Source organism: Microcystis aeruginosa NIES-843 (assembly GCF_000010625.1).
Lineage (GTDB): Bacteria > Cyanobacteriota > Cyanobacteriia > Cyanobacteriales > Microcystaceae > Microcystis > Microcystis aeruginosa.
On the sequence record NC_010296.1, the window covers coordinates 4,297,671 to 4,318,695 of the forward strand.

Annotated in this window: 16 protein-coding genes and 2 pseudogenes; 9 read left to right on the forward strand and 9 right to left on the reverse strand. The window is 42.0% G+C overall.

The genetic code is table 11. The features are described from left to right. Nucleotides 1–52: 52 nt before the first annotated feature. Nucleotides 53–910 (reverse strand): bifunctional methylenetetrahydrofolate dehydrogenase/methenyltetrahydrofolate cyclohydrolase FolD, encoded by an 858-nt coding sequence (folD, locus tag MAE_RS20310; RefSeq protein ID WP_012267228.1) that lies wholly within the window; start codon nucleotides 908–910, stop codon nucleotides 53–55. 89 nt (nucleotides 911–999) lie between these two features. Between folD and MAE_RS20315 the strand changes: the two genes are divergently transcribed. From MAE_RS20315 to ctpB, 4 genes and pseudogenes are all read left to right on the forward strand, one after another. After that, nucleotides 1,000–1,710, forward strand: a complete 711-nt coding sequence (locus tag MAE_RS20315; RefSeq protein WP_041804237.1) for a nucleic acid-binding protein — start codon at nucleotides 1,000–1,002, stop codon at nucleotides 1,708–1,710. Nucleotides 1,711–1,778: 68 nt separating this feature from the next. Further along, nucleotides 1,779–2,139, forward strand: a pseudogene (locus MAE_RS20320) (four helix bundle protein). Nucleotides 2,140–2,170: 31 nt separating this feature from the next. Continuing rightward, entirely contained in the window at nucleotides 2,171–2,590 is a 420-nt protein-coding gene (locus tag MAE_RS20325; protein WP_004162555.1) for an NUDIX hydrolase, read from the forward strand. Between the two features lie 142 nt (nucleotides 2,591–2,732). Then, a complete protein-coding gene (gene ctpB / locus MAE_RS20330) occupies nucleotides 2,733–4,058 on the forward strand; it encodes a carboxyl-terminal processing protease CtpB (protein WP_012267231.1) in 1,326 nt (441 codons plus the stop codon). Between the two features lie 377 nt (nucleotides 4,059–4,435). Here the strand turns inward: ctpB and recR are convergent, their stop codons facing one another. After that, a complete protein-coding gene (recR, locus tag MAE_RS20335; RefSeq protein ID WP_043999193.1) occupies nucleotides 4,436–5,026 on the reverse strand; it encodes a recombination mediator RecR in 591 nt (196 codons plus the stop codon). A gap of 127 nt (nucleotides 5,027–5,153) precedes the next feature. Further along, nucleotides 5,154–5,687, reverse strand: coding sequence for a DUF4330 domain-containing protein (locus MAE_RS20340; RefSeq protein WP_004162056.1), 534 nt, complete (start codon nucleotides 5,685–5,687; stop codon nucleotides 5,154–5,156). A gap of 140 nt (nucleotides 5,688–5,827) precedes the next feature. On the opposite strand from MAE_RS20340, the gene speA reads away from it, so the two are divergent. The 4 genes from speA (at nucleotide 5,828) to MAE_RS20360 (ending at nucleotide 13,054) form a co-directional block, all read left to right on the forward strand. Then, nucleotides 5,828–7,867: a biosynthetic arginine decarboxylase gene (speA, locus tag MAE_RS20345; protein WP_012267232.1), complete on the forward strand. Its 2,040-nt coding sequence runs from the start codon at nucleotides 5,828–5,830 to the stop codon at nucleotides 7,865–7,867. Nucleotides 7,868–8,591: 724 nt separating this feature from the next. After that, nucleotides 8,592–10,625 carry a pre-peptidase C-terminal domain-containing protein gene (locus MAE_RS27985; RefSeq protein WP_012267234.1) on the forward strand — a complete coding sequence of 678 codons (2,034 nt, stop codon included), beginning with the start codon at nucleotides 8,592–8,594 and terminating at the stop codon, nucleotides 10,623–10,625. 194 nt (nucleotides 10,626–10,819) lie between these two features. Then, on the forward strand, nucleotides 10,820–11,209 hold the full coding sequence (locus tag MAE_RS20355; protein WP_050766310.1) for a hypothetical protein: 390 nt from the start codon (nucleotides 10,820–10,822) through the stop codon (nucleotides 11,207–11,209). Between the two features lie 690 nt (nucleotides 11,210–11,899). After that, complete coding sequence (locus MAE_RS20360) at nucleotides 11,900–13,054, forward strand: ISL3-like element ISMae37 family transposase (protein WP_012263878.1); 1,155 nt, start codon at nucleotides 11,900–11,902, stop codon at nucleotides 13,052–13,054. Between the two features lie 97 nt (nucleotides 13,055–13,151). Here the strand turns inward: MAE_RS20360 and MAE_RS20365 are convergent. Next, nucleotides 13,152–14,149, reverse strand: a pseudogene (locus tag MAE_RS20365) (IS630-like element ISMae24 family transposase). Nucleotides 14,150–14,461: 312 nt separating this feature from the next. Here MAE_RS20365 and MAE_RS20370 point away from each other — a divergent pair. Further along, a complete protein-coding gene (locus tag MAE_RS20370) occupies nucleotides 14,462–16,477 on the forward strand; it encodes a ribonuclease catalytic domain-containing protein (protein WP_012267238.1) in 2,016 nt (671 codons plus the stop codon). Nucleotides 16,478–17,353: 876 nt separating this feature from the next. On the opposite strand, the gene MAE_RS20375 is transcribed toward MAE_RS20370, so the two are convergent. From MAE_RS20375 to MAE_RS20395, 5 genes are all read right to left on the reverse strand, one after another. Continuing rightward, complete coding sequence (locus tag MAE_RS20375; protein ID WP_012266465.1) at nucleotides 17,354–18,568, reverse strand: ISL3-like element ISMae36 family transposase; 1,215 nt, start codon at nucleotides 18,566–18,568, stop codon at nucleotides 17,354–17,356. Between the two features lie 209 nt (nucleotides 18,569–18,777). Continuing rightward, complete coding sequence (locus tag MAE_RS20380; RefSeq protein WP_012267239.1) at nucleotides 18,778–19,332, reverse strand: hypothetical protein; 555 nt, start codon at nucleotides 19,330–19,332, stop codon at nucleotides 18,778–18,780. A gap of 154 nt (nucleotides 19,333–19,486) precedes the next feature. After that, complete coding sequence (locus MAE_RS20385; RefSeq protein WP_004162547.1) at nucleotides 19,487–20,266, reverse strand: hypothetical protein; 780 nt, start codon at nucleotides 20,264–20,266, stop codon at nucleotides 19,487–19,489. 283 nt (nucleotides 20,267–20,549) lie between these two features. Continuing rightward, nucleotides 20,550–20,801, reverse strand: a complete 252-nt coding sequence (locus MAE_RS20390; protein WP_004162546.1) for a type II toxin-antitoxin system RelE family toxin — start codon at nucleotides 20,799–20,801, stop codon at nucleotides 20,550–20,552. Continuing rightward, a complete protein-coding gene (locus MAE_RS20395) occupies nucleotides 20,780–20,974 on the reverse strand; it encodes a hypothetical protein (RefSeq protein ID WP_004162545.1) in 195 nt (64 codons plus the stop codon). Before MAE_RS20395 ends, MAE_RS20390 begins: the two co-directional genes overlap by 22 nt. Between the last annotated feature and the right edge of the window lie 51 nt (nucleotides 20,975–21,025).

Here is a 21,025-nt window from a genome sequence, read left to right on the forward strand (position 1 = left end):
CAAAATTGTATCGGTAGAATTACTGAATAGCTGATAGCTGGTAGCTGCGGATTTATAACTTGCGTTCGTAACTTAACAAGGTATTTTTTAATAACATTGCCACCGTCATCGGACCGACACCCCCGGGGACAGGAGTAAGATAACTAGCCACTTCTAAAACCCCAGCATAGTCCACATCGCCCACCAAACGGTCAGCGACGCGATTAATCCCCACATCCACCACCACTGCACCAGGTTTTACCATATCTTTAGTGATTAAATTGGCTTTACCGACAGCAGGTACTAAAATATCGGCACTTCTGGTTATTTCTGCCAGATTTTCCGTGCGCGAGTGAGCAATAGTCACCGTAGCGTTTTCCTCCAATAACATTAAAGCTAAAGGTTTCCCCACTAGAATACTGCGACCCACCACCACCGCGTGCTTACCAGCTATGGGAATATTATATTCTTTCAGGAGTGCCATGACCCCCGCAGGAGTACAACTGCGGATACAGTCCTCACCCCGCACTAAACCGCCTAAATTGAGAGGATGTAAACCATCAGCATCTTTTTTCGGGTCAATTTGGTAGAGAAGGGAAACCGCATCTAAATGCTTAGGTAAGGGTAATTGAATTAAAATCCCGTCCACCCGCTCATCTTGATTGAGACGGACAATTTCCGCTAAAATTTCTAGTTCACTTGTATCGGTGGAAAAATGACGACCAAAAGAGGCCATACCGATTTTAGTACAAGCTTTCTCCTTATTGCGGACATAAACGGCACTAGCGGGATTATCCCCCACCATCAACACCGCTAACCCCGGAGGTCGTCCCATTGGAGATTTTAGCGTCTGGATGCGCTCTCCTAGACCAAGTTGGATTTTTTGAGCTAAGGCTTTCCCGTCGAGAATTTGGCAAGTAGTTACGGACATTCTATGATAATACCGAGAACAAAAATCTTTCGGATCTATTCTATGGTCAAAAAGATTGGCTAATGGCACTCGTTAAGGTTAAAGCAAGAATGTCTATTCAGACTCGTGTAGCGCGCATCAGCAGTTTATTATTATTGCTAGGGTTATTCGGTTGTAGTACCCTTGCTGACCTAGGTATTGCCGTTCCCTACATCGGTGATCCTCCCCTAACAGCGATCGAGCAATTACAGGAAAAACCAAAAGGCACTTTAGTTTATCTTAGGGGAACCGTGAGCAATTATGCCCCTTTTTTAGCGGGAGGAGCCTATCTTTTGCAGGATAAGTCTGGTAAGATTTGGATTCGCACCAATAGCAATAAATTACCCCGTCAAGGCGAAGAAATCGTCATTAAGGGCAAAATTGACTTTGAAGCTATTCCCCAGGGTTCCCAAACCGTTAACGAATTGTATGTGGTGGAATTAGAACAGATGGATGCAGTAGCGGTTAATTCTCTTCCTACTCCCTCCCCGTCCCCAGAAATTAAACCCTCCCCCACCTCAGAAGTTAAACCCCCAGAAAACAATTCTCCCCCGGTTTCAACTAAACCCCTCGAAAATCCCCGACAGGTGACAATTCCCAGCGCAGCTGAAACGAAACCCCCAGAAACTCCCGTCGTTACCCCCGTTAAACCCAATCCACCCGTGCAACCCGTCGCAGAAGCGATTCCCCCCAAACCCCCCGCAGTGGTTAAACCCGTCCCAGACCCCCTCGATGCCTTCTTTTTACCCCATAAACAAAGCGAGAAAAACAGTAAACAGTAAACAGTAAACAGTAAACAGTAAACAGTAAACAGTAAACAGTAAACAGTAAACAGTAGCGGGGCAAACAGATGGAGAGTAAAGTTTATGACAAAGCTTATAAATTTGCCCTTAGGATTGTTAAAGGCTATAAATATTTTTGTGAGACTAAACAAGAATATATTTTGTCAAAACAGTTATTAAGGAGTGGCACTTCAATCGGGGCTAACATTTCCGAGGCTAATGGAGCTATTTCTAACGCTGATTTTCGAGCTAAAATGTCAATAGCTTATGAAGGAATGTCTAGAAACAAAGTATTGGCTGTCTCTATTGAAAGACACGAATTACATAGAGGAAAGAGCCTTTCAAAGTATCAATGATGATGCGGAGGAAATTGGTAAAATGCTTTGGGCTATTCTAAAAACCTGCCAAGAAAATACCAAAAACCAATAACTGATAACTGATAACTGATAACTGATAACTGATGATATTTGTTGCTTTGGCGATTTTGGAACAGGACGGTCGATTTTTAATGCAGTTGCGCGACGACATCCCGACGATTCTCTATCCGGGGGTGTGGGGTTTATTTGGTGGTCACTTAGAAGCGGGTGAAAGTCCAGAAATAGGGTTAAAACGAGAGTTAAAAGAAGAAATTAACTACGAAGCGCCTAGTTTACGCTATTTTCGCTCTTATAACGATGATAATCTCTCTCGTTATCTTTATCATGTACCCCTGACCTTGGGATTAGAAAAATTAGTGCAAACAGAAGGACAAGATTTAGCTTTATTACCTCCGGCTGCCATCCGTCAAGGGGAATACTACTCCGAGAAGATTAATCAGACTCGTTCTTTAGGAAAAATTCATCGCCAGATATTACTCGATTTTCTAGAAGTAGAATTATAGTGGATATTAGAGCCAGACAAGGAACTCCCCTATCTATACGAAAGTCGTAGTTAACACTGCTCCTCACCTCCCTCGAAGGCAAAATGCTCCCGCTTTTTGAATGGCTTTATCTAAACGTCAATCTTATTTTGGCTTTGTCTTTATGAACCAGTCGCGTCCCTCGTTCGTTTCCGTGCAGAAACTCCTATCTGGAGGTGCGATCGCTACCCTAGCAGTTAGTTCCCTGATGGTCCTTACCCCCGCAGCCAAAGGGGAAAAACCCTTAGAAGATAACCCGAAAGCAGTCATCGACCAGGTTTGGCAAATTGTTAATAATGAATTTGTAGATCGTAGTTTTCATCAAATCGATTGGCAAAAAAAACGTCAAGAATTGTTAAGCAGAAATTATACTAATCCCCAACAAGCTTACACGGCAATTCGGGAAGCTTTAAAGGAATTGGGTGATACTTATACCCGTTTTTTAACTCCTAGGGAATTTTCTGTCCTCACCAGTCAAACTTCCGGAGAATTATCGGGAATTGGGGTACGTTTAGCCCTTGATAAACGCACTAGCGATCTGGTCGTTGTCGATACGGTGAAAAAATCCCCCGCCAAGGAAGCAGGAGTAAAAAGCGGCGATCGCCTGATCAGAATTAATGGCAAACCCACCGCTTTAATGACCTTAGAACAAGCAATGGAAGCTCTACAGGGAGCAGTGGGTACTAGCGTTAGTTTACAGCTTGCCCGTCCCGATCGAGGGGTATTTGAAGTGACTTTGACCCGGGTAGATATCGAAATCCCCTCGGTTAGCTATACCCTTAAACAGGAAGGTGGGGTGAAAGTTGGTTATATCAAACTGGATGAATTTAGTTCCCACGCAGCCGAACAAATGAAAGAGGCGATCGAGGAATTAAGTCAACAACAGGTATCCGGCTATGTTCTCGATCTGCGGGGCAACCCCGGCGGGTTACTATTTGCTAGTGTCGATATCGCTCGTATGTGGATGAAACAGGGCAAAATCGTTAGCACCATCGATCGACGAGGCGGTGATCGCCAATTTATCGCCAATAACACCGCTATTACCGATTTACCCCTCGTGGTCTTGGTCAATAAAGGTTCCGCCAGCGCCAGCGAAATCCTCGCCGGGGCGCTGAAAGAAAATGGCCGGGCGACTTTAGTCGGTACATCGACCTATGGCAAGAGTACCGTCCAATCGGTACACACCCTCTCCGATGGTTCCGGTTTAGCGGTGACAATTGCCCGTTATTATCCCCCCAACGGCGAAAATATCTACAAAAAAGGCATTAAACCCGATGTGCAGATCGAGTTAACCCAGGAACAACAGCTGCGCTTCCGCGATGATCCTTCTTTGGTGGGAACTAAGGATGATCCCCAGTACCAACAGGCGATCTCACTCCTACAATCCCATAATGTTAAACGTCCTGGCACTAGCAATCTCAATAATCCTTTGAGTAGTCGAGCTGAATAATTGTCCTCAATAATGTCTAAGTAGGTAGGTGGAATTAAATATAAGATGAACGTAGGTTGGGTTGAAGCATGAAACCCAACGCCCGCTCATGTTACGCTACCGCTAACCCATCCTACAAATAATTGTGCCTCCCTACTTAGGGTTTGCGGCAAAAAGTACGGGCGAAGCATTCGGATAGAAAATCTACGTTTCACCGATAGGTTATTGCCCGAATGCTTCGCCCCTACAGGACACGGGCCGATGAAGACGCAAGGTGTTGAAGCACGATTCTTTCAAAATCTTGCACCTGTTTCACGAGAAAAGCCACAAAACCCTTACCTTGCCTACATTTCACATTTATTCAGCAAACCCTACTTAATCCCAACCTTGGCGAGATTTTACAATTCCCGACGACCTTCTAAAGCTCTCGCTAAAGTTACTTCATCAGCGTATTCTAGATCGCCGCCCATCGGCAACCCAAAAGCGATACGGGTAACTTTAGTGAAGGGTTTCAGTAAACCCCCGATATACAAAGTCGTGGTTTCCCCTTCGACACTGGGACTGATAGCTAAAATAACTTCCTGAATTTTTTTCTGGCTGACTCTGGTGACTAAAGACTGTATATTTAATTGATCTGGACCAATCCCATCCATGGGTGAGATGACACCCCCTAAAACGTGATATTTGCCCGAATATTCCCTTGTTTTCTCCAAAGCAATCACATCTCTGGAGTCAGCTACCACACAGATAGTCCCCGTTTCTCGGTTAGGATTGCGGCAAATTTCGCAGATTGGTTCGGCCGAAAGATGAAAACAAACCTGACATAATCCTACTTGTTTTTTCGCTGCTACGATCGCCTGGGCCAATTCGATCGCATCTTGTTCCGGTCGTTTGAGAATATAGAGGGCCAGACGTTGAGCGCTTTTGGGTCCCACCCCGGGTAATTTTTGTAACTGCTCGATCAAACGAGCTAAAGGCGGTGTATAAATAGCAGTTAATCCTCTTATCAGTTATCAGTTATCAGTTATCAGTTATCAGATTTGAGTTTTCAAGTGAGCAGTGTTACATGGAAGTTTCCTGCTGTCTTTTCACTGTTTACTGCTCACTGTTTACTAACTAAGACCTTTTTGGTAAACGGACATCGATAACACTGGTGTTGAAATTATAATTATCTCCTTCTAACTCGATTAAAGTGCCAATTTTCACCTTTTGACCGCCAACAACCGCACCAGTATCAGTAACTTCCGCTTGACCACTGAGAGTCATAATCATATCTTGAGAATAGTTTTCCGTGCGGGGATCGGGTAGGACTTTCACACTACCATCCGGCTGCGGAACTAAGACATTTCTCGCTAAAGGTTTAACATTTTTTATATCCACTTGACCAGCCGGTTGATTACGAATAACAATATTAGTTTTCTTCTCGGTATTGAATTGATTAATCAAAGCATTGGGATTGAGAACACTTAAACCCCGGACAATAACATCCACTTCTATGGGTTCTTTGGTAACTTGAGCGATGGTACTTTTACCACTTGTCCCCGGTACAACAAAAATACCGATAATTGTCAATAAAATTACTAAGGCTGCTCCAATATCAAGCAAGCTAAATTTACCGAATAAACGTCCTTTTGAGTCTAATAACTGCATAGCCTTGAATTTATATAGATGACTATTCCTAGAGATCGAGCCTAGAGAGTAAATTCTATCATGATCAGAATCTTGGTCGCAGACAGGAAGTCTGACTTAAGATAGAAGATCGGAGTCTCACACGGAGCGATCGATAGACAATGGCGGGTAAAACTCAACTTAAGAAACAAGAAAAGCAATTATCTCAACTTGATCTGACCCCTTCTGACGGTAACAACCTCGAAAAAGTTGCCCCCGTCAAACATTGGTCGATCGAAGATAGCGAAAATCTCTATCGCATCCAAGGCTGGGGAGAACCCTATTTCTCGATCAATGCCGCAGGAAATATTACCGTCTCGCCTCAGGGAGAAAGGGGCGGTTCTTTGGACTTATACGAGTTAGTTTCGGCGATTAAGCGGCGAAATATCGGTTTACCCCTGTTAATTCGGTTTAGTGACATCCTTGAGGATCGGATCGAGCGCCTGAATGCCTGTTTTAGCCGAGCGATCGCCCGTTATAATTATCCCAATGTCTATCGCGGTGTCTATCCGATCAAGTGCAATCAACACCGTCACATCGTCGAGTCTTTAGTGCGTTTTGGTAAACCCTATCAATTTGGGTTGGAGGCTGGTTCAAAACCAGAGCTAATGATTGCTTTAGCTACCCTAGAACCAGCCTTAAACGGCAAAAATGACAAAACACAACCATTGCTAATTTGTAACGGCTATAAGGACAAAGAATACATCGAAACCGCTCTTTTGACCACTCGTCTCGGTCATCGGCCTTTGATTGTCATCGAACAATTGGAAGAATTATATTTAACCCTGCGGGTCAGTCGTCAGTTAGGAATTGCCCCACATTTGGGAGTGCGTGCGAAACTGGGGACAAAAGGGGTGGGCCGTTGGGGATGTTCCACGGGAGACCGGGCAAAATTCGGTTTAACCGTCCCGGAAATCTTGACGGTGGTGACGGAATTAGAACAAGCGGGGATGTTAGATTGTCTGCAACTGCTGCACTATCATATCGGGTCGCAAATCTCCGCTATTAGCGTCATTAAGGATGCTATTCGCGAAGCTAGTCAGATTTATGTGGAATTAGCGAAATTAGGGGCAAATATGACCTATCTCGATGTGGGGGGTGGTTTAGGGGTCGATTACGATGGCTCAAAAACTAACTTCTACGCCTCAAAAAACTACAATATGCAGAATTATGCCAATGATATCGTGGCCGAGGTCAAGGAAGCTTGTGAAGATGCCCAGATTTCACCCCCAATTCTCATCAGTGAAAGTGGCCGGGCGATCGCTTCTCATCAATCGGTGTTAGTCTTTGATATCTTGGGAAGTAGTGAGGTTCCCCAAAACCCTCCCGATCCCTGCAATGGGAAAGAACACCTCATCCTCCGTAATCTCTGGGAAACCTACACGGGTATCGATGAGCGCAATTATCAGGAAGCTTATCACGATGCGGGACAGTTCAAAGAGGAGGCGATTAGTCTGTTTAATTTCGGTTATCTCAGTCTCAAGGAACGAGCTAGAGCCGAACAATTGTACTGGGCTTGTTGTCACAAAATTCTGCAAGTGGCCCGACAAGAGGATTATGTTCCCGATGACTTGGAAGACTTAGAGCAAATTATGGCCTCAATTTATTATGCCAATCTCTCGGTTTTTCAGTCAGTTCCCGATAGTTGGGCGATCGATCAACTATTTCCAATTATGCCGATCCATCGTCTTGATCGAGAACCTACTCAAAGAGGAATTCTCGCCGATTTAACCTGTGATAGTGACGGGAAAATTGCCCAGTTTATCGATTTGCGCGGGGACATAAAATCAGTTTTAGAATTGCATCCGTTGGAGTACAAAAACGGGAAACATTCTCCAGAACCCTATTATCTAGGAATGTTTTTGGTGGGTGCTTATCAAGAGATTATGGGCAATTTACATAATCTTTTTGGCGATACTAACGTGGTACATATTCAGATGAGTCCCAAGGGGTACGATATCGAGTATCTAGTCAAAGGAGATACGATCACGGAAGTATTAAGTTATGTGCAGTATTCTGCGGAAGACCTGTTAGAAAGAATTCGTCTTCGTTGTGAACAAGCTTTGCAGGAAAATCGCATGACTGTGGAAGAATCCCAGTTACTACTACAGGATTATGAACGCAGTTTGCGACGTTATACCTATCTAGTGGGTGGGGATTAATAGAGGTTACTTGTGGGGGAAATTTAGCTCATTTTCCCTTTTTAAAGCATTGATCGCAGAATTTTGGGCTAATGCTACCTCTGGTAGTACATTTATATGTATTTTCTCACTCCTTTCTTGCCGTCCCGCAGGAGGGAAGCGACATCAACATCTATTTCGTAAAAATTTAGTTACAAATACTTTGCGATTTGTGTCAATAACTTGCTACCTGCTACTTTTGCTACAGGAAATAGGTACAATTGCTGGTAGAGAAAGAATCTTTATTGAGGCACCAAAGACCCAGGCAGTGCATACGATTAGATCGCACCCCCAGTGTATATCAATCAAAGTTTTTACCTGACTTATATACTATGCGATTGTACTGTCCAAGTCAACATGGTGAAAGGCCATGAATACAGGATCACAGACGAATTTAGTAAGCAGAAACCGCTTCCACCGGCGAGCTTCTCTGAATTTTAACTAGGATTTTTCTATTTCTGCTGAATTACCGCCACTTGATCACGAGTCCATCTATTCCCTGCATCGTGTAGTCTCAAGCGTGAGTGGCAATGATAGTCAAGAGTCGTCCCCGACCTTGGCAGAGATGAATTTTGCCGTGAGCGAGACTAAATCGACGGTAAGGCGGGGGCAGATATCGAAATAACCCCCAACTCCTCAGAAATAAGTATCGACAGTTAGGAACCAACCCCTGACCTCACATCTGAAGCACTCAAGGAGAAAAAATATGCTTGACCAAAGTTTCAACCTATCAGACAGCAATGTTTTAGATGATATCTTCCAGTTACCAACCCTTGTCGTGGAATCAGGTTTAGGACGCTCCGATTTGATTACCCCTGTTTCCGGTAAAAGTCTCCAGGGCATGGATTCTGGCTTTTTAAGCAATTCTGTGGAAGAATACCGGCTAGAACTAGAAAATCGCTGGCAATCATCCCAATCCCTTTCCTCTTGGCTTAACGGCGATGATTTTTTAACAGGTCAAAGTAGTTTTGTGGGTCTTCCCAGTTCTGTTGACCTAGCCGGCAATACCCTCGCCACAGCCAGAGCGATTACAGTCGGTCCCAGCACCACCAGTTACACCGATTGGGTAGGAAGCACCGATACCAACGATTACTATCGTTTCACCCTCGCTAATTCTGGTAACTTTAATCTCAATCTAACCGGAATGACCGCCGATGCGGACGTGCTACTGTTAAATAGTAGCGGTTCTGTCATTGCCTCCTCTACTAACGGTGGTACGGCTTCTGAGAGCATTACCCGTCAGTTGAGTGCAGGCACCTACTACATTCGTGTCTATCCCTATAGTGGCAATACCAACTATAATCTCGCTGTTTCGGCTACTGGCGGTGGTAATGTTGACCTAGCCGGCAATACCCTCGCCACAGCCAGAGCGATTACAGTCGGTCCCAGCACCACCAGTTACACCGATTGGGTAGGAAGCACCGATACCAACGATTACTATCGTTTCACCCTCGCTAATTCTGGTAACTTTAATCTCAATCTAACCGGAATGACCGCCGATGCGGACGTGCTACTGTTAAATAGTAGCGGTTCTCTGATTGCCTCCTCTACTAACGGTGGTACGGCTTCTGAGAGCATTACCCGTCAGTTGAGTGCAGGCACCTACTACATTCGTGTCTATCCCTATAGTGGCAATACCAACTATAATCTCGCTGTTTCGGCTGGTGGAAGTGACTGGTTTAGTCAAAATCTGCGCGATGCAGGATTGATCAGTACAGCACGTTCTCTCGCTGCGGATGGTAACCTTAGCCGCAATGATATGATTAGCATTTTCCGTAATGCTGAAGATGGTAGTGTCATTGATGCCACTGAGTTAACGGATTTGCGTACCATTGTTAGTAATGCTAGTCGCTTTACCATGCAGAACCCTGTGGTATTTCTCTCGAATAGCATCGCGAATGGCAATACCGCTAACCAATGGTGGACTGGTGGTGGTTCTACCCGTCAAACATTAGGCAACCTCTATGCTGGCAGTAGTGCAACCCAAATGGAACGATTGATTGGAAAATGGTTCTTGGGATTAGATCGTCCAACGGCTGCCAGTGGAACAACTTACCGTTCTTGCAGTGGTTCACTGCTCCAAAGTGGCGTTAGCTATCAAGATATCAATCAAGGTAATCTAGGTGATTGTTACCTCCTAGCTGCTTTAGCAGGAACAGCTTACCGTACTCCTAGTACCATTCAAAATATGTTCACCGACAACGGTGACGGTACCTTTACCGTGCGTTTCTTCCGCAATGGGGTAGCTAACTATGTAACAGTCGATCGTTACTTACCAACGACTGCTTCTGGCTCTTTCTATTATGCCAACCGGGATCGGGGTTTGCTTTATAACAATACTGGAAATGAATTATGGGTGGCCCTCGCTGAACGAGCCTATGCTCAAATTAATGAATCGGGTTGGATTGGACAAGATAACACCAACTCCTACGCAGGAATTAACGGAGGTTGGTCGGATACGACGGTTCAGCAGATTACAGGGCGCAACACTGTCCGTGATTATACCTTAGACAATAGCGATCGCACGGCTGTGATTAATGCCTTTAATGCCGGTCGAATTGTCTTCCTTAACTGGGCAGGTCATGCTCTCACCTTAGTTGGTTACAATCCAACAACTCAACTGTTTACTATCTATAATCCTTGGGGTCATGCTGATAATTTCACTTGGAATCAAATTATCAATGGCACAGGAACGGGGCATGAACAACGCTTCACAGATTGGAGCTATACCACGACCTAAAAAACACTCTCTGTAGAATATTAAGTATAAGGTGGGCAAAGCCCACCTTATATCAGCTCCGGATGATTGAGGTAATGATGTTTAACTTGAGCAAACTTTTCTTTTTTCTGGTCTTAACAACTTGTAGCGGTTGTTCTCCAATCAGGTTCTCGCCAACCAGTAATTTACCAACTAATTTTATGAGGGAAATGAATATGCCTATTACTGAAAATCTGCCAATTAAAAATATCACACTTGTTTCTAGAGAAGAGAGAATTCCTCCCAAGGGAGTGTCACCGCATCCTAACCGTGATATCGCCTTTGCTGACGTATTTGTTCACTTAGAAAACTCTCAGGAAACAACAATAAAACTCAACATTCAAAAGATTGAAATACGGAATGTTTCTGATAGTAAATTACAAGACTTTAGTTTTGTCCCCCAAACTGTTGAATTAAAACCCCTAGAAAATTCTGAACTTGTCTTTCATTTGAGCAATAAAACTGGTTATGTTGGACAGGACAAAGTTAAAGCTGTTCTTGCCTATCAAGTCAAAAATCAGGTTAGAGTCATTGAATCGGAAGCAGTGACAGTGAATAATAATTGAGCTAAACTCGTCTAGTAGAGTAACGCACCAACAAGAAAAGAAAAGTTTTTGATGCGTTACTGCAATATTAATATCTTGATTGTTTCTCTAAAAATAAGGGATTGACCAGCGCAACCTACTGAATATTTTCTGGAATTTTATTCCCCTGCGGAGAATTTCAATAACTCTGCCAGGGAATTATAGCGTTTCCTAAGCTAGTGAGGTACACCTATTTTTCTTCCCTTTTGCCTAAAACCCATAACTTTTGTACCTCAGCAGACTGCAAAACGCTATATCTTCAATAAACCTCTTGTATAATTATAGTCATTTCAGATAATTCTGATACAGTCTAGACCGACAAAATCCTTATGAACTCTGGGATTGATATTCTCAATCTTAATTGAAATGACTATAACTTTTAAGAGTTCAAAAACGGCAAAAATAACAATTAAATTGCATCAAATATATAAATAGAGCATTTAATTGGTTATTATTCATTTCTAATTCTCCTGACCAGTGATACTAAATCCGTTGAGTATAGGCTACATATCAGGACAGGCAAAAGGCAATAGGCAATAGGCAAAAGCGGAAATAAATAATCAGTTTTTAATAACCAGATTTAGTATGACTATTGGCTACTGACTCCTAACCCGGCTCTTCTAGGTTCTGTGTGAGCATGGTATAATAGTAACACAGAACAGGAGGTGGGTTATGTGGATAAATTTTGATCAACTCCTCGATTTACCAAATGTAACAGTGGTCAATTATCAAAAAATTGATGAGACAATTTTCCTAAAGCTCGCTCTTTTAAATGAAACAATTGAATGTCCGAATTGCCATCAAACCTTGGACAGAATCAATCAGACAGAGTATAATCTAGTCAGAGATTTGTCAATATTAGGCAATCGAGTATATTTGGAAGTACCACGCCGCCAGTTTCATTGTCAAAAGTGCCAAAAGTATATCAGCGAAAGACTAAGTTTTATGAGATTAAGACAGCATCATACAATTCGCTATGAATCGATGATTTATGAGAGAGTAAAAAATTGTAGTATCGAAGAAATAAGTCGAGAAGAAGGGTTAGGATGGTCAGAAGTTGAGTTAATATTTAATCACTGTGCTAAAGAACTAGAAAAGGAAGAGTGGGAAGCACCAGAACGAATAAGCTTAGATGAATTTAGTAACTTAAAAGGACACAAAGATTTCATAACAACGGTCGTAGATCTGGACAAGAAAATTTTACTAGATGTGATTAAAGGACATAAGCAAGAAGAATTAATGGAAGCCTTAAAAGCACAGCCAGAGGCAGTTCGGGAGAAGGTGAAAGAAGTGAGCGTCGATATGTGGTCAGGATTTACAGCAGTGATCAAGGAATTATTTCCTAATGCTAAAATCATCTATGATCGTTTTCATGTAATGGCTATCATCAATGACGAGCTTAATAAATTGAGAAAATTAATGGGGGTGCATGAAAAAGGATTACCTCATTTATTATGGAAGAATAAAGAGGACTTAAAAGACGAGCAAAAACAACAACTAGAAGTTATCCTGAAAGAACATCCCTGCTTGGGAATAGCCTGGGAAATGAAAGAAGAAATTAGACAAATTTATCAAAGTAGTAGAACGTTCAGAGGTGCTGAGAGAAAATTGGAAAAATGGATAAGAATAGGCGGAATATTATATGAAAGTGGTGCCAGCATGATCCAGAAGCATTTGCAGGGTATTTGTAATTACTTTGAAAATCATACAACCAACGGATTAATTGAGGGAATGAATACCAAAATAAAGCTTATTAAAAGAATGAGTTATGGATTTACCAATTTTCAACATCTTCGACTTAAGCTGTTTGCTTGCTTTAATTCATAACAAAAATTAACACACGAAAACCAGAAGAGCCCTAACCCTAAGAACAATTTTTGATTTTTACAACAGGTCTAATTTTTATATCATCAATTATAAGTACCTAGGCAAAATTAATTACATACTCGCCTCCAAAATTGTCCAGCACTTTTTTAACGTAAGCGAGGAGGCTCTTTCGGTCTTTATAGGCGCTAAATTCAATCCATTCATATTTTAAAAATCTCCATAATATTTCAATTAAATTTAAATGAGGTGAATAAGTGGGCAACCAAAATATTTTCAAGTTTTTCTTTTCCCATTCCTCAAGTTTCTCCATAAATGCCTCGCTGGTATGAATGGAAGCTTGGTCAATTATTATGACAGTTTTTTTCTGTATATTTTGGCAATATTTATCCAGAAAATTAATAACTATCTCGCTAGTAACCGTTCCGACCTGTGTCTCATAAAATAATTGATTATCTCGTTTCATTATTCCTAAAATATTTAGTCTTTTACCTTCAATTGGTGGTAACTTTATCGTGGTTTTTTCTTCTTGCCAAGCCTCAGGAATACAAGGCTTTGAATCCCCTCCCATTTCATCCAAATATCCTATCTCAATCTCTCCTCTTTTTTCCTGTTTTTTTAGTTCTTCTAAAATAGGTAGTTTGACCTCAAGCTCCCACTCATCAGGGGTTTTGGCGACCCCTCTTCTCACCCTTTTCCACCTCATGTTGATTTTTTTTATAAGTCTTTTTATCGTGTCTTTGCTTACGGTTAATTTCCCTTCTTCTACAATTTTTATCTGGATTTTTTTAAGCTTTTCGGTTCTTCTTTTACCCAGTCAATAACTTGTTGACCTTGGGCTTCTGTCAATTTAGGTTTTCTCCCTCTTCCTCGACGATTATAAAAACCAATTAGTTTTCTATCTTCCCAGGCCGTCAACCAATTATAGATGGTCTTTCTCGTAACTCCAAATATTCCGCTCAATTCTTCTATCGTGGTTCCCTGAAAACTTAAGAGTATACATTTCGCTCGCTCTCTTACTTGATGATGTTTACTAGCTCGATAAATTCTCTCTAGCATTTTCTGGCTCTCGGGGTTTAGGTCTCTAATCAATCTCATTGTATTTTCCTGCTGCTTCGTTTTTTTATGTATTATACTTCTTAATTTTTTATTTGGGTAATTAATTTTGCATGACTACTTATCATCAGTTAAGTCCAACTCTTTCTTGGCGAACACGCACCCCGCAGGACGATCAAGAATTTTGATAATATTGGTTCTAAGCTGTTCAGCATCTAAATAGCGTATATAGCAACGCAGTTTGCGACGTTATACCCATCTAGTGGGTGGGGATTGATGATTGCTCTTGCCGATCGAGTAATCGATCGAGGATGATAGAAAATAGACAAAATAGATAGGCAGTAAGGGGAAGCAGTGGAAAAGGGAACGCTGGTAGAATTTCGAGTCCAAGGAGAAAGGCGCTTAGGGGTGATCGATCGCCCAGAAGGTAAAAAAGATTGGATCGTCATCGATCAAGGGGGAAACCCGCATAAACTGCGTCCCCAACGCTTCGATTACATTATCAAAGCAGGTCCATCCAACTATAAAGAGATCGCCAATTTTCTGCGGGAAGTCCAACCCTATCTAGATCCTAGTGGTTTAGAAGTGGCCTGGGAATTATTAGCCGGGGAAAATCAGTTAGTCACTCCCGAAACCATGGCCGAGATTCTCTTTTCCGATCGCGGTCCGCAGTTTTGTTATGCGGCCTATTGTCTCTTGAGTGATGATAAAGTTTATTTTAAAAATAAAGGGGATGGTTACGAGGCCCGATCGGAAAATCAGGTAGAGGAAATCAAACACCAGCTAGAGGTGGAACAACAGCGTCAACGGGAAAAAGGCCAATTTCTCCAACGTCTCCAACAGGCCCTGGCCGGTGAAACGGTAGAATGGTCAGAAAGCGATCGAATTCGTCTGGAATCTCTAGAAAAATTTATCCTCCAACCCGAACAAAAATATCCAGCAGCCATGGACATACTCTCGCTGCTGGGCCGTTCCCAAACCCCCGAGGCTGCTTTTGAATTGTTAGTCGATTTGAAATGGTGGAGTAGTCACGAAAACCTTTTCCTGCGACGCAGTTCCTACCCCGTTCAATTCTCGAAAAAGGTACTTGATGTGGCGCGTCTTAATTTACTCAATCCCCCTGCGGATGCGGATGTCAACAATCGTCTCGATTTAACCCACCAAAAAATTTATACCATCGACGATGAAAGTACCGAGGAAATCGATGACGGATTATCGGTGGAAATGCTCGCGGATGGTGGTCATCGTCTCTGGATCCATATTGCCGATCCTAGCCGTTTAGTGCTTCCCGATGATGAATTAGACCTAGAAGCACGTCGTCGCAGTACCAGTCTTTATCTTCCCACGGGAATGGTTCCCATGTTTCCCCTAGAATTGGCCGCCGGTCCGATGAGTTTGGTACAGGGTAAACTTTGTCCCGCATTGAGTTTTGGGGTAATCCTCGATGAAACAGGGGCGATCGCAGATTATCGGATTCATCCTAGTACAATTAAACCTACCTATCGCCTCACCTACGAAGATGTGGACGAAATGTTACATCTGGATCTGCAGCATGAACCGGAAGTAAGGATTCTCAACCGTTGGGCAAAACAACGCCACGCATGGCGCAAATCTCAGGGATCGATTAACATCCAAATGCCAGAATCATCCATTAAGGTGAAGGATAACGACGAAATTATCGTAGAATTGCAGGAAGTTTCTCCATCTCGGCAATTAGTGGCGGAAATGATGATTTTAGCCGGAGAAATCGCCGGTCGCTACTGTCAGGAACACGAGATACCCGTGCCTTTCCGCGGACAACCACAACCGGAATTACCCCCCGATGAGGAGTTAATTTTACTACCCGCGGGCCCGGTGCGTTCCTGTGCCTTGCGTCGCTGTATGCCGCGCAGTGAGATGACGACGATTCCTAACCGTCATGCTAGTCTGGGATTGAATACCTATTCCCAAGTAACTTCGCCAATTCGCCGTTATACTGACCTTTTGACCCATTTTCAACTAAAAGCCCATCTCCGGGGCGATCAACTGCCTTTTACCCGGGATAGAATGCAGGAAATTCTCTATAGTGTCGCTAGTTCGGCCCAAGAAGCCACCTCGGTGGAACGACAAACTAATCGTTATTGGAGTTTGGAATTTTTGCGACGACAGGGAGATCAAGTCTGGCAAGCTTTGGTGTTGCGCTGGCTGCGGGAAGAGGAAAATTTAGGCTTGATTTTATTGGAGGAATTGGGGTTAGAATTACCCCATCGTTTTGAGCGCTCGGTATCTTTAGGCGATCGCTTTCAAGTGCAAGTTAGTCGCTCTGATCCCCACCGCGATGAGATCCGTTTTCGCGAGTTATCGGGTTTTGTCTCCTCCCAAGCAAGTTAATCTCTCGCGGAGTCAGTATTCAGGAGTCGGGAGATAGGGTGATAGGGATTTAGGGGGTTTAGGGAAATTTCAGCCAAATGCTCCACTACCCCACTACCCCACACCCTGCCACCACCGAAAAGCTTTTTGCCGCAAACCCTAAATAAGGTTCTTCGGTTTGTGTTATGCAATGGACGGAGGTTATAAGGGATGAAACTCTTATAGAGAAAGGCATTTGGCGATTTTTATCAATTGTTTTCGATCTAGAGCGAACTAATCAATTAAATCTCTTGCCAGATAAGAATTTAGTCGATTTATGCCACCCTATCGAACTATACTAAGTAACGAAGAACCATACTTGTCAATGTAAAGTTTTATTACAGGATTCAACGTTTCTGACCCTGATGTTCTCTATTCTCTGGTTACTCATCAACCCATTCAACTCTTACAAAAAAACCAGAATCAAGATTCTCTAAGTCAGGCAATTGTTTAGATTAACTTTATTGCCTAGGAATTCAGATTGGGATGACTAATTAACGTAAGTTCGGGATAAGCTGAAACCCTTATTCTGTCATTGGCTGGAACCATGATTCCCTCGTTGAGGAAGTCTCAAAATAGCCTTAACGCGAACATCAGATTAATTTAACCACGAGTTATGATCGCAAAAAAAGTGATTTTTTGATTATTGATACTTATCAAAGGATTCCAATTATCAATCCAGCCGAGTTTCTCACCCTTTTCTAAGGTCAATGGGAATTTTTTTGAGGTGAAAAAAGGTAGTAAAAATAAACCCCTTCAAATGAGTGAATGAAGGGGTTATTGAGAGTTTTTCATTGATGGTTTTTAGGAGACTTTTGTGGTTTCCTTTTCTGGCTCTTCGTTACCCTTTATGCTAAATCAACATACAAGATGCCAAGATAACATACTTCTAACCCAAAAATTCCGAAAGTTTCTCAAGCCATAGCCTCTCCGTTTTATTAGTTTAAGTTTATTGTTGATTCCCTCGACCACCCCATTCGTTGTCCTTCGCTCGAAATAACTAATTATTTCTCCAAACCAGTTTCGGATTGTTTGACAACTCTTGGTAAAAACACTGGAGGATTTTGCCAACCATTCCGAGATGGATAGCATTCCCTCTGTCGGATTCTCTGAGGTTTCATAAATCTTTCTAAATTCTTCCTTTAATTCCTGCATCTTTTTCAAATTTGGGAATTTTTCTTTGATAGCTTCTAGTTTAATTTTTTGGGGTTCCGTTAAATCTTCTTCATTTTTTAACAGGCTATATTTACTTCGCTTTAAAACTTCTAGCTTCGCTTCTTTTTCCGCTTTCTGTTTTTTATTTTTCTGCGCTTCTACGGCTCTTTTTTCTGCTCTTCTCTGTTCGTCTAACTCTTGATTAATTTGTTTCATTACATGGAATCTATCGGCGACTACTTCGGCCGATGGCATCAATTCTTTCACCAAATTTTTATAAGGCAACCAAAGGTCTATGCTCACTTCTTCAATTTGCTCTAACACCTCTTTTCCCCAGCCCGTAAGCGTTTCTCTCAACTCTTCTTGTGTTCGCTTCTCTAGAATAGCTATTAGTTTTCCCGTATCTAAATTTACTAAAACCGCACAGTAATTTTTTTGTCCTTTGACTAGAGCGATTTCATCAATTCCTAGTCTTTTTAATTCCGATAGGTCTGGCTCTGTAATTTCTTCGGCGATGTCCTCTATCATTCTTTGAATCTCTTCTTCCGTTACGTCATTTATTCGACTAACATTTAAAATATCTCCTTCTTTTAATTGTTCGAGTATATTTGCGGCTAGTCTTTTCGTATAGGTTCGTTTCTTGGCGACAAAATCTAACTCTTCGCTAAAGGGTCTCTGACAATTATCGCACTTAAATTGACGACGATTAATTTGTAGGTATACTGGTTGACCTGAGATTGGTAAATCTTTGACTAAATGTCGATGATTTTGGTGGAGTTTATCGCTCTCTAACCCACAACGAGGACAGGTTGCTTTTTGATTTTTCGATTCGATTCGGCAAACTATACCGATATTTTCTAGGTGTAGATAGCCTTGAATACAGGTTCCTTTTAGGTTCAAAAATTTGTCAAGTATCATAAGTAAAATAATCTCGTTTTTGGCTATTATATCAAATCTTAACTCAATTGTCTATCTTTTGGTATTAACCTGTTTGTGCCTTAAGTCCTTCCCTGTATGGATTTCAGCTACTTTTGAGCGTAGGCGCTCTCATCGAATTTTATTTTAAGTTAATTATTTGCATAACAATTCCCGAAGAGCCCCTTTTCTGTGGATTTGGATGATACAATCTAATTCTCGTCGAGAATATTAATCTGTATTTTGTTTGATTCGACAATGCCATGCCATACAGGTTGTGCAGAACCTGTTTGCCATTGCTGAGGAAACTCTCCTTCTTGATTAACTTCATCGCACATAATCCAGTTTGTGACCGAACGTTCTTTTTCTGTTACTTGATAAGTAGCAGTAATATCAAAATGACCACTCCCTAGCTCAATATTCTTTAGTCGAAGCCAATCAGTTAGATTTAGGGTGTGGCTCAAGCTTTTACCAGGTTTAAGAAGGCAAACTATCTTAGCCGTCGCATATCTAGCAGTAGAAAGCGGAATCAATATGGGTTCTCTTTGACCCTCACCGATAACCCTCAACTGTAAATTATCATAATGGTTACCTTGGGGAGTTACATAATGAGAGACAAGCAAAATATCTTCGTTGACTTTATTAGTAAGTTTCCAATTCAATCGTATATTTTCTGCTAGTGTATAAACGCTTTTCTCGCTTGTCAATGATGCTTCAAGTTCACTCACTTCAGCTTGTTTAACCAAATTAGCGATATTGTTAGACATACTCTTTCTATCTACTATAACAGAAAAGCAACTTAAAAGAATAACTGTCAATAAAATTAGGACAACAAAGATTTTCAATTGAGTTCTTGTAGTTAGTTTTATAGATTGTTTTAAGGAGGAGAGCAAATTTCTCCTCCTTATCCGTCAGGAGTTATTAAGATTGTCGATTTCGGCGTACTAATGCCATCAGTCCAATAACTGCCATAAAAGAGACAATTCCAGCAGATGGCTCTGGGACTGATAGTTTGAATCCCCAGCTAACTCCATCATAGATAGTTAGGACTCTGTTAGTATAGTCAACTTTAGAGATGAAAGTTTGAGCGTCGAAAAAACTATTAGGCCAATATCCTGCTGGTTTGTCGTAGAAATGCTGATCCGCATATTGGAAAGGATATAACGGTGGGAGAGTTGGACCACCTGGGTTAACATCCATCTCATAAAAAGGTGGGACAATACCGCCACCTATGAGATAATTGTCGTATAATCCCTGAGACCAAAAGAAATCAGCTCTATCTGTTCCGGTATATTTGAAATCAATCCGTATCTCAACTCCTCCCACATTTGGTTTCGCAAAGGCATCAAAGGTGCTAACCTCAAATACGGCATTAAGCTCACCGCCATTAGCTAATGTCCACAGATTGCCAGCATTCCAAGCGTCAAATGATTTTCTAAACTCAGAGCCAGGTTTGACTGCATCTGCTCCTTTAATGGCAGTTGTACTTACATAAGCATCGCTTCTACAATCCTTATATTTCGTTTTATCGAAGCCGAAACACTCCTGAATTGAATCAGAGTAAGTTGGAGTGGGATCGGTTATCTTGATGGTTGCAGCATTTACCTTCCCATAGTTGAGAAATAGGATTGTAGAAAGGCTAACAGATGTAAATCCGAAAACAGTTTTGAACGACTGAAACGTCGTTTGGGTGTTTAGCATGGGTCTTAATCCTTTTACTAAAAATTTACTTCAAGTACGATCGCCTCTCTCATATCTCAGGTCAAGCAACAGCCCAACCCAACAACAAAGACGGACAACAGGACAATACACGCTCCCCCCCCAATAAAGTATCAAAAACTACAATTTAATAAATCTTTATATTTCTCTCCCTAGCAGCGACTCCCAAAGCAAGGAATCTCAATTAGTTTCCCCTGTTTTACCCCTTCTCAAGCGACCTATCCTCTTCCGTGAGGGATTGTAGCGCGATATGTCGGATTCGGTATTATTTATAAATATCACCACGAGAACCGATCTCAGTGATAATGAAAAGCCGTTCTTCTCGATTGACTTGCATTAATACCCGATAATTACCAACTCGCAGACGATAACCCTCACGTCCTTTAAGTTTTTTGAAATCTGTCTGAGTAGGACTAACCAGCAATTGATCCAGTTCATTTAAGATACGCTCTTGGCTACGAGGCTGTAACCGTTTTAGGTAACGCTCGGCTGGTTTTAAGATGATGTAACGCCACATCCTAATTCAGCCTTTAACTTAACTAAGGATTTGCCAGGATCGCGCCCTTCTAGATACTCCTGATAGGCTTTCTCTGCCGCTTCAATTTCTTCGGGAAGCACGTCATCAGCCGTCTCAGAAGTTTCTAAATACTCTAGGAATTGCTCAATATCTACAGCACTTTGGTCGTTCATGCTACTGCCCTTACCTCCTTATTGTTTTTCTGGCTTTCATTTTAAGTTTTA